6 protein-coding genes are annotated in these 7,341 nt (G+C 39.8%); all 6 read right to left on the bottom strand.

What is annotated here, in order from left to right; genetic code table 11:
* Positions 1–121: 121 nt before the first annotated feature.
* The gene (hflX, locus tag H5058_RS10035; RefSeq protein ID WP_182677941.1) at positions 122–1,474 is read right to left on the bottom strand and encodes a GTPase HflX; all 1,353 of its coding nucleotides are present in this window, start codon (positions 1,472–1,474) and stop codon (positions 122–124) included.
* 208 nt (positions 1,475–1,682) lie between these two features.
* The gene (gene gdhA, locus H5058_RS10030) at positions 1,683–3,035 is read right to left on the bottom strand and encodes an NADP-specific glutamate dehydrogenase (RefSeq protein ID WP_011328073.1); all 1,353 of its coding nucleotides are present in this window, start codon (positions 3,033–3,035) and stop codon (positions 1,683–1,685) included.
* A 433-nt stretch (positions 3,036–3,468) separates the two neighbouring features.
* On the bottom strand, positions 3,469–3,942 hold the full coding sequence (locus H5058_RS10025; protein WP_011328072.1) for a DUF1456 family protein: 474 nt from the start codon (positions 3,940–3,942) through the stop codon (positions 3,469–3,471).
* Positions 3,943–4,076: 134 nt separating this feature from the next.
* Positions 4,077–5,321 carry a lipoprotein-releasing ABC transporter permease subunit gene (locus H5058_RS10020; protein ID WP_011328071.1) on the bottom strand — a complete coding sequence of 415 codons (1,245 nt, stop codon included), beginning with the start codon at positions 5,319–5,321 and terminating at the stop codon, positions 4,077–4,079.
* Positions 5,311–6,009: a lipoprotein-releasing ABC transporter ATP-binding protein LolD gene (gene lolD / locus H5058_RS10015; protein WP_011328070.1), complete on the bottom strand. Its 699-nt coding sequence runs from the start codon at positions 6,007–6,009 to the stop codon at positions 5,311–5,313. The genes H5058_RS10020 and lolD overlap by 11 nt, the downstream gene beginning before the upstream one ends.
* On the bottom strand, positions 6,002–7,219 hold the full coding sequence (locus H5058_RS10010; protein WP_182677947.1) for a lipoprotein-releasing ABC transporter permease subunit: 1,218 nt from the start codon (positions 7,217–7,219) through the stop codon (positions 6,002–6,004). The genes lolD and H5058_RS10010 overlap by 8 nt, the downstream gene beginning before the upstream one ends.
* Positions 7,220–7,341 lie beyond the last annotated feature (122 nt).

The raw sequence follows: 7,341 nt of genomic DNA, 5'->3' as shown, positions 1-7,341 counted from the left end.
GCCAGCTATTGACGCGTAAATTCGCCTTGTTTTCACTGAAAACCTCTGGCTAGAGAAAATAAAATTAAATATAACGATGATTCAATATGTTAGTAAATCTCTTAACCAGAGTTCAGGTTAACTATAAATTAAGCATACGCTTTTTTAGCCTTTCTAAGTCAATCGCATTGGAGCGTACTGTGAGCTTAATATGGCTATATTCATATTCTTCTTTAATGACACTCATGGTCGAGCGAATTTCACCCACTATACCTTTGGCGGTGTAAGGAATAATAACCTCTTCTTCAATCATGTCGCTTTGTGCAGTATCAACAATGTACTTATGCAGTTTAGCTATATCAGCAGGGTTACGTGTTGATGTCATCATAGCATCAGGAAATTCAGCCATTAATGCTTGTTGTTGCGCATCGCTAAGTTGGTCTGATTTGTTCAGTACTAATAACTTTTTACTGCCTTGAACACCCACTTCTGCCAATACATTATGCACTACATCAAGTTGTGAGCGAAAAGACGCATCCGATGCATCAACTACATATAACAACAGCGACGCATCATGTGCTTCGGCTAAAGTTGAATGAAATGAAGCAACTAAATCATGCGGTAGTTTTTTAATAAAACCAACTGTATCTGATACTAATATGCGTGGTTGCGTTATTGGATACAAAGCACGAACTGTGGTGTCCAACGTGGCAAAAAGTTTGTTTTCGCCCTCTACATCACTGCCCGTAATTGCGCGCATCATCGACGATTTACCCGCATTGGTATAACCAATTAAAGCCACTGAAAATAGCTCTGAGCGCTGTTCTCGTCTGTCCATCATTACATCTTGAACATTTACCAGTTCACGCTTTAACTCAGCTAATTGGTCGCGTACTTTACGACGGTTAAGCTCAAGCGTTGTCTCCCCTGCGCCCTTACCCATTTGGCGTTCTTTATCGCCGGTAGACGTTTCACGCAGACGCGGCGCTACATAGTTAAGGCGAGCAATTTCAACCTGTAATTTTGCTGTTTTAGTACGCGCATGGCGGCTAAATATTTCAATAATTATGCCGGTGCGGTCAAATACTTCCACACCTAACTGGTTTTCCACATTACGTAGTTGAGAAGGCGTTAAATCGCAGTCAAACACGACAACATCGGCACAAGCAAAATCTAAACCGTCTGATGGAATTTCTGATGGCATGTCGGATAATGGATCGTCATCAAGAAAATTCTCACCCTCTTTCTCATCTGCAGCAGAACCTTTATTACCAGTAAGGTGCGCTATTTCAGCCAGTTTACCTGAACCCAGTACATTTACTTTTTGGGTAGAACTTTGCTTTTGTGATTGTGTACCAACTACTTTAAAGCCAAGAGTGGTAACTAGGCGTGCCAATTCTGCAAGCGACTCAGTTGCTTCATCGCCTTTAAAGTGAGGTGTACTAATAGAAATAAGTAATGCGTTAGGAAGTGATGCTTTTGCAGTTAGTTGCATAATTTTTTATGTTAATGCACCGCGAAGTGCAAACCTATTTTCATTCGAAAGTAGCCTGATCCTACGCTGTTATAGCTTGGCTTTATAGCGTTATAACTAACTTAAGCGGTTATTTAAATAAAACACCCCATAAATAGCTAAATTTATGGGGTGTTTTTAAGTACAGGCTCTCACAGCAATAAGCTGCAATTGCTTTAAACTATTTTAGTTAAACTACGCCTTGCTCTATCATTGCATCGGCAACACGGCGAAAACCAGCAATATTAGCGCCAAGTAACAGGTTAGTAGGTTGGCCAAATTCTGCCGCTGTTTCGTTAGCAATATTAAAAATGTTTTTCATTATGTGCTGTAATTTTGCATCCACTTCTTCAAAAGTCCAGCTTTGCATACTGGCATTTTGCGCCATTTCTAATTGGCTGGTTGCAACGCCGCCCGCATTAGCAGCTTTACCTGGGCCGTAAGCTATTTTGGCTTTAATAAAGCAGTCAATCGCGTCTTTGGTCGAAGGCATGTTTGCACCTTCACTCACCAAAATACAGCCATTGCTTAGTAGCGCTTTTGCATCGCCTTGAGTTAACTCATTTTGAGTGGCACACGGGAACGCAGCATCGGCTTTAAAACGCCACACTGCATGCCCATCTTCTGGGTAATCTGCGCGAGCAATATAAGTAGCTTCTGGGTAGCTTTCTTTATATTTGCTTAAACAGCCACGTTGCTGCTCTTTTAACTCTTTAATAAGCGTTAAGTCTATACCCGCGTCATGAAATAGTGTACCGCGAGAGTCACTACAGGTAATTGGTTTTGCATTTAATTGATACAGCTTTTCCATCGCATAAATAGCAACATTACCCGAGCCCGAAATTAAACAACGTTTTCCTGCTAGGCTATCATCGCGGTTTTGTAGCATGTAGTTTGCAAAGTACACTGCGCCGTAGCCAGTTGCTTCTTTACGAACTAACGAGCCACCCCACATTAGGCTTTTACCGGTTAACACACCATCGTAACGCCCTGTTAAACGCTTGTACTGGCCAAACAAATAACCAATTTCGCGTGCGCCAACACCAATATCCCCTGCAGGTACGTCGGTAGTTGGGCCAATGTGGCGGTATAACTCGTTCATAAATGATTGGCAAAAACGCATTATTTCACCGTCTGAGCGCCCTTTTGGATCAAAGTTAGCACCGCCTTTACCACCACCAATAGGTAGGCCGGTTAATGAGTTTTTAAACACTTGCTCAAAACCCAAAAACTTAATAATACTGGCATTAACACTCGGATGAAAACGCAAGCCCCCCTTATATGGGCCCAAGGTAGAGCTAAATTCAATGCGATAGCCTTTATTTACTTGAATATTACCTTCGTCGTCAACCCAAGGTACACGAAACATTAGTTGACGCTCTGGCTCTACCATTCTTTCTATAATGGCTTCTTTTTGATAATTTGTAGTTTTTGCAAAAAGAGGTTCTAAAGATTCTAGTACTTCTTCAACAGCTTGATAAAACTCACTTTGCGCGGGGCTAGTTTGCTTTAATTGAGCTATCGTACTATGTATATAATTCATAATTATTCTTCCGTGTAAGCTATTTTTAAAATTTGAGAATTCGGGTAAGTATGATTGAGTTTGTTTTTTGAATATAAATCTATTTTAAAATCATAATTTTCATACACCTTACCATTAGAAAGAGTGGTGTTGCACGTCATTCAAGTTGAATTATTTTACTGTTGTGTAAAAATAAAACAGCGACCAGCCGAATTTTTATTCACTTTAACGATATAAAAATACAGTGCACGGTTACTAAAACCAAACATACAGCTAACAAAGGAGGTAATTACTTGATATTTAAATGATCTCATTCAATTGCTAGTTTATTCAGCGGTATTGAACAATTTTAAAGTAGGCGTGTAACAAGTTGAAATATATTTAACTTAAAAACAACAAAACGCTAAAACAAGGGCTGTTTTAGCGTTTTGAAAGAGTAATGGCTTTACCTTGCTTACTCAGCAGTGCTTTGTGGACGAACCTGCTGTTGTACACCCGTTAAAAATAAACGAAGTACCTGGTTGTTACATACGCGGTAGTGCTTGTTATCTACTTTACGAGAAAACGCGCTTAGCTCATGCTTACTCAAATTAAAGTCAACGAGTGCCAGCGTCGCAATCACATCTTCCGCTTTCATATTTAAAGCAATACGCAGCTTCATAAAAATAATATTGTTATTTAACTTGCTCTCAGGAGCAGGTTGATCGCCTTCGCGCTTACCACGTTGCGTATTAATAAAACCATTTAAAAAAGTTGCAAACTCTGTATCACTTATTTCAGTGTAAGCCTCTTCGCCTTCTTTAGTTAACCAAGCAATTACTTGCTCTGTAGTAACCGTATGCTCAGCTGCAGCAAAAACATTTACCATAGCGGTGTCGGTTAAATTAAAAGTGTAGCGAATGCGGCGTAAAATATCGTTATTTGTCAAAGTAAATCCCAGAGTAGTAAATGCTAACCCAATGGTTAGTTATTGTTAGCTTGTAAATAAGCGCCCTAGTTTAACAGACTTGCCAATACTGCCCTATTAGTTTTTATTTAGCAGCGCACACGCTACCAATGCCTCTAATTACCCAGCACTTTTGCAGGGTCAACTCTTGTTGCTTGCCACGCCGGATAAATAGTAGCTAACGCCGCTAAAATAAAAGTAACAACAACTGTTACCACAATATCTTGCCACACTAACTTACTGGGTAAAAACTCTATAAAATAAACTCCTTGAAGTGGGTTTGCGCCAAAGAGTTGGCTGAGCCAAGTAAATAATTCGCTAATATTTATTGCCAGTACCACACCAATTAAGCTGCCTAATACCACACCTACAAAAGCTTGCGTTAAACCCTGCATTACAAAGGTAGCTAAAATGGTACTGTCTTTTGCGCCCATGGTTTTTAAAATAGCAATATTGCCTTGTTTTTCGCGTACTTCCATTACCAATGAGGACACAATATTAAAACTTGCCACAGCTATAATTAAAAACACCACAATATAAACTATGGTACGCACCATTTGTATATCTTGGTATAAGCTGCCTTGCGTTCTAAACCAACTAGAAATGTATACATAGTCGTCTATGGTTTGCCCTACCCGTAGCGCAATTTGATGCGCAGTAAATACGTCATCAACGCTTAGGCGAAGCCCGGTTACTTGGCTTTCATCGTAACCTAATGTTTGCTGCGCTTTATTAAGGTGGATAAATGCAGCTGTGCTGTCTATTGGCCCACCCATTTCAACAATACCTGCAAGTAACAGTGTTACTCGCTTAGGGGCTAATAATGACTGCCCTTGCTGAGCTATTTGAGGAATAAGTAAGGTAATACTATCGCCCACGCTGGCATCGAGCTGGTTAACTATTTGCTTGCCTAAAATAACTTCATCAATGCCAAGCTGGCTCACCAATTTGCCTTTGGTAAATTGATTAATAGCCGACACGCTCCCCTCCAATGAAGGCTCAACCCCGCGTATTTCTACTGCTTTTAATTGGCTTTTAAATTGCGCCATGCCGTTAACTGCAATAAATGGCGCGGCGCCGGTTACATGATCTTGCTGTTGAAGCTGCTCAACTTTTTGTGGCCAATTAGCAATTGGCCTATTAGGCGCTACATATTCAACCTGCGGCACTACGCTTAATAAGCGATGCACTAATTGCTGCTCAAAGCCATTAATTACCGACAGCGCAACTATTAAAACCGCAACGCCCAATAAAATACCCACAGTAGATGCTTTAGCTATAAAGCTTACAAAGCCATTTTTTTCATCTTTATGACCAGAATACGCTCTAAAGCGTTTACTTATAAACGCACTAAGCAACATGTTGCGACTCTTTAATAGTAAGTTTTCCATCATCTAAATAGGCTATTTTACCGAGTTTGTCGGCCAGCTCTAAGTCGTGTGTTACCACCACAAAGCTGGTATTTAAACTTTTATTAAGCTCATTTATTAAGTCGTATATTTTAATCGCGTTTTGTTTATCTAAATTACCGGTTGGCTCATCGGCAAGCACTAATGCCGGTTTAGTAACGAGCGCGCGCGCAATTGCCACTCGTTGGCGCTCACCACCAGACAGTGCCGACGGCTTATGAGAGCTACGATGTGCTAGGCCCACTTTTTCAAGCATTTCTAATGCAGCTACTTTCGCAGCTTTAGCACTTAGTCCTTTAATTAAAAGCGGCATAGCTACATTTTCTACCGCGCTAAATTCCATCAGTAAATGATGAAATTGATAAATAAAGCCTAAGTTTTTATTTCTAAATGCCGCTTGCTCTGTACGGGAGAGCTTAGCCACTTCTTGATTTTTAATTTTAGCACTGCCAGATGTTGCAGTATCGAGCGTACCGAGTATATGCAATAAGGTACTTTTACCCGAACCAGAGCTGCCCACAATAGCCAGCATTTCACCTTGTTGCAGGGCTAAATCAACCCCTTTTAATACTGCAACTTGGTTACTACCATCTTGATAAACTTTATTTAAATTTTCACAACTAATAACTAAATCATTCATAACGCAATACCTCGGCTGGTTTTACTTTTGCGGCTTTGCGCGCTGGGTAAACAGTGGCTAAAAAGCTCATAGCAATACTCGAACAAGCGATAACAAATAGGCTTGGCACATCAAATTTTACCGGCAACTCTATACCTGCCATCAAATTTAACCCTACTAATGCTAATAACTCATTAATATATAAACTAAGTAATACACCTAAAAATGCCCCTACTGCGGTGCCAATCACGCCATTATAAAGTCCTTGCACCATAAACACTTTTTGTACTTGCGATGGTGTTAAACCCAAGGTTTGTAAAATAGCGACTTCGCCTTGTTTTTCACTTACCATCATCGTTAGCGCAGAGACAATATTAAATACCGCAACCAGTACAATAAGCCCTAATAACATCGACATAATCCGTTTTTCCATTGCTACAGCAGCAAATAATGTGCCTTGGCTGCTACGCCAATCTGTATAGGTATGATCTTTTAATATTAGTTTGCTGGCCTGTATAAATTCATCCAATGCAAAGGGTTCATACAAAGAAATACTTAAATTAGGTGCAGTGTTTTGATCCAACTTTAATACGCGTTGCAACGACGCACCACTGGTAAAAGCCAGCCCCATGTCAATTTCAGAGCCGGTTTCGTAAATGGCTGCTATTTTAAACAAGCGTTGGCTAGGCATACGCCCAAGCGGTGTATAGGTAGAAGCATTTGGCATAATAACCCGCAGCTTATCTCCCAAACCAACACCTAATTTACGGCTCAGGTAGCGACTAATGGCAATGCTATAGTTTTTATTAAGTACTGTTTGCCAATTTCCTTGTACTATTTTATCGGTAATTTTATAGAGCGAGCCGTCATCGCCATATAAGCCTTGCAGCAACACACCGTGTAAATCTTTATTGGTTTGTAATATAGCTTCACCATGCTGATAAAGGCTTACAGTACTTACATAAGGAGATTGTTCAAGATCTGCTTTTAAACTACTCATTTGCGCTGCAGTACGCTTATTAGCTTGCACTTCAACATGCGGAATAAGCCCAAGCATATTGGTTTTTAAGCTGCTTTCAAAGCCATTCATTACTGAACTGACAGTAAATAATGCCATTAAGCCAATCGCAATACCGGCAATAGAAAAAAACGAGATAAATGAAATAAACGCATTCCCTTTTGAGGAGCGACTATATCTAAGCCCAATAAACAAACTAACCGGTTGAAACATATTGTTTTTAAACACTTATCCTAAAAATAGTAACTTATAATAACACGAATAATCCGTACTTGGGTATGCCACTAAATGTAATAAATATTTAAAAATCTGATACTTGGCTAGAATAAAAATTA

It is taken from the genome of Pseudoalteromonas sp. SR45-4, from assembly GCF_014163535.1.
GTDB classification, from domain to species: domain Bacteria; phylum Pseudomonadota; class Gammaproteobacteria; order Enterobacterales; family Alteromonadaceae; genus Pseudoalteromonas; species Pseudoalteromonas nigrifaciens.
This window is presented reverse-complemented; position numbering and strand designations above follow the sequence as displayed.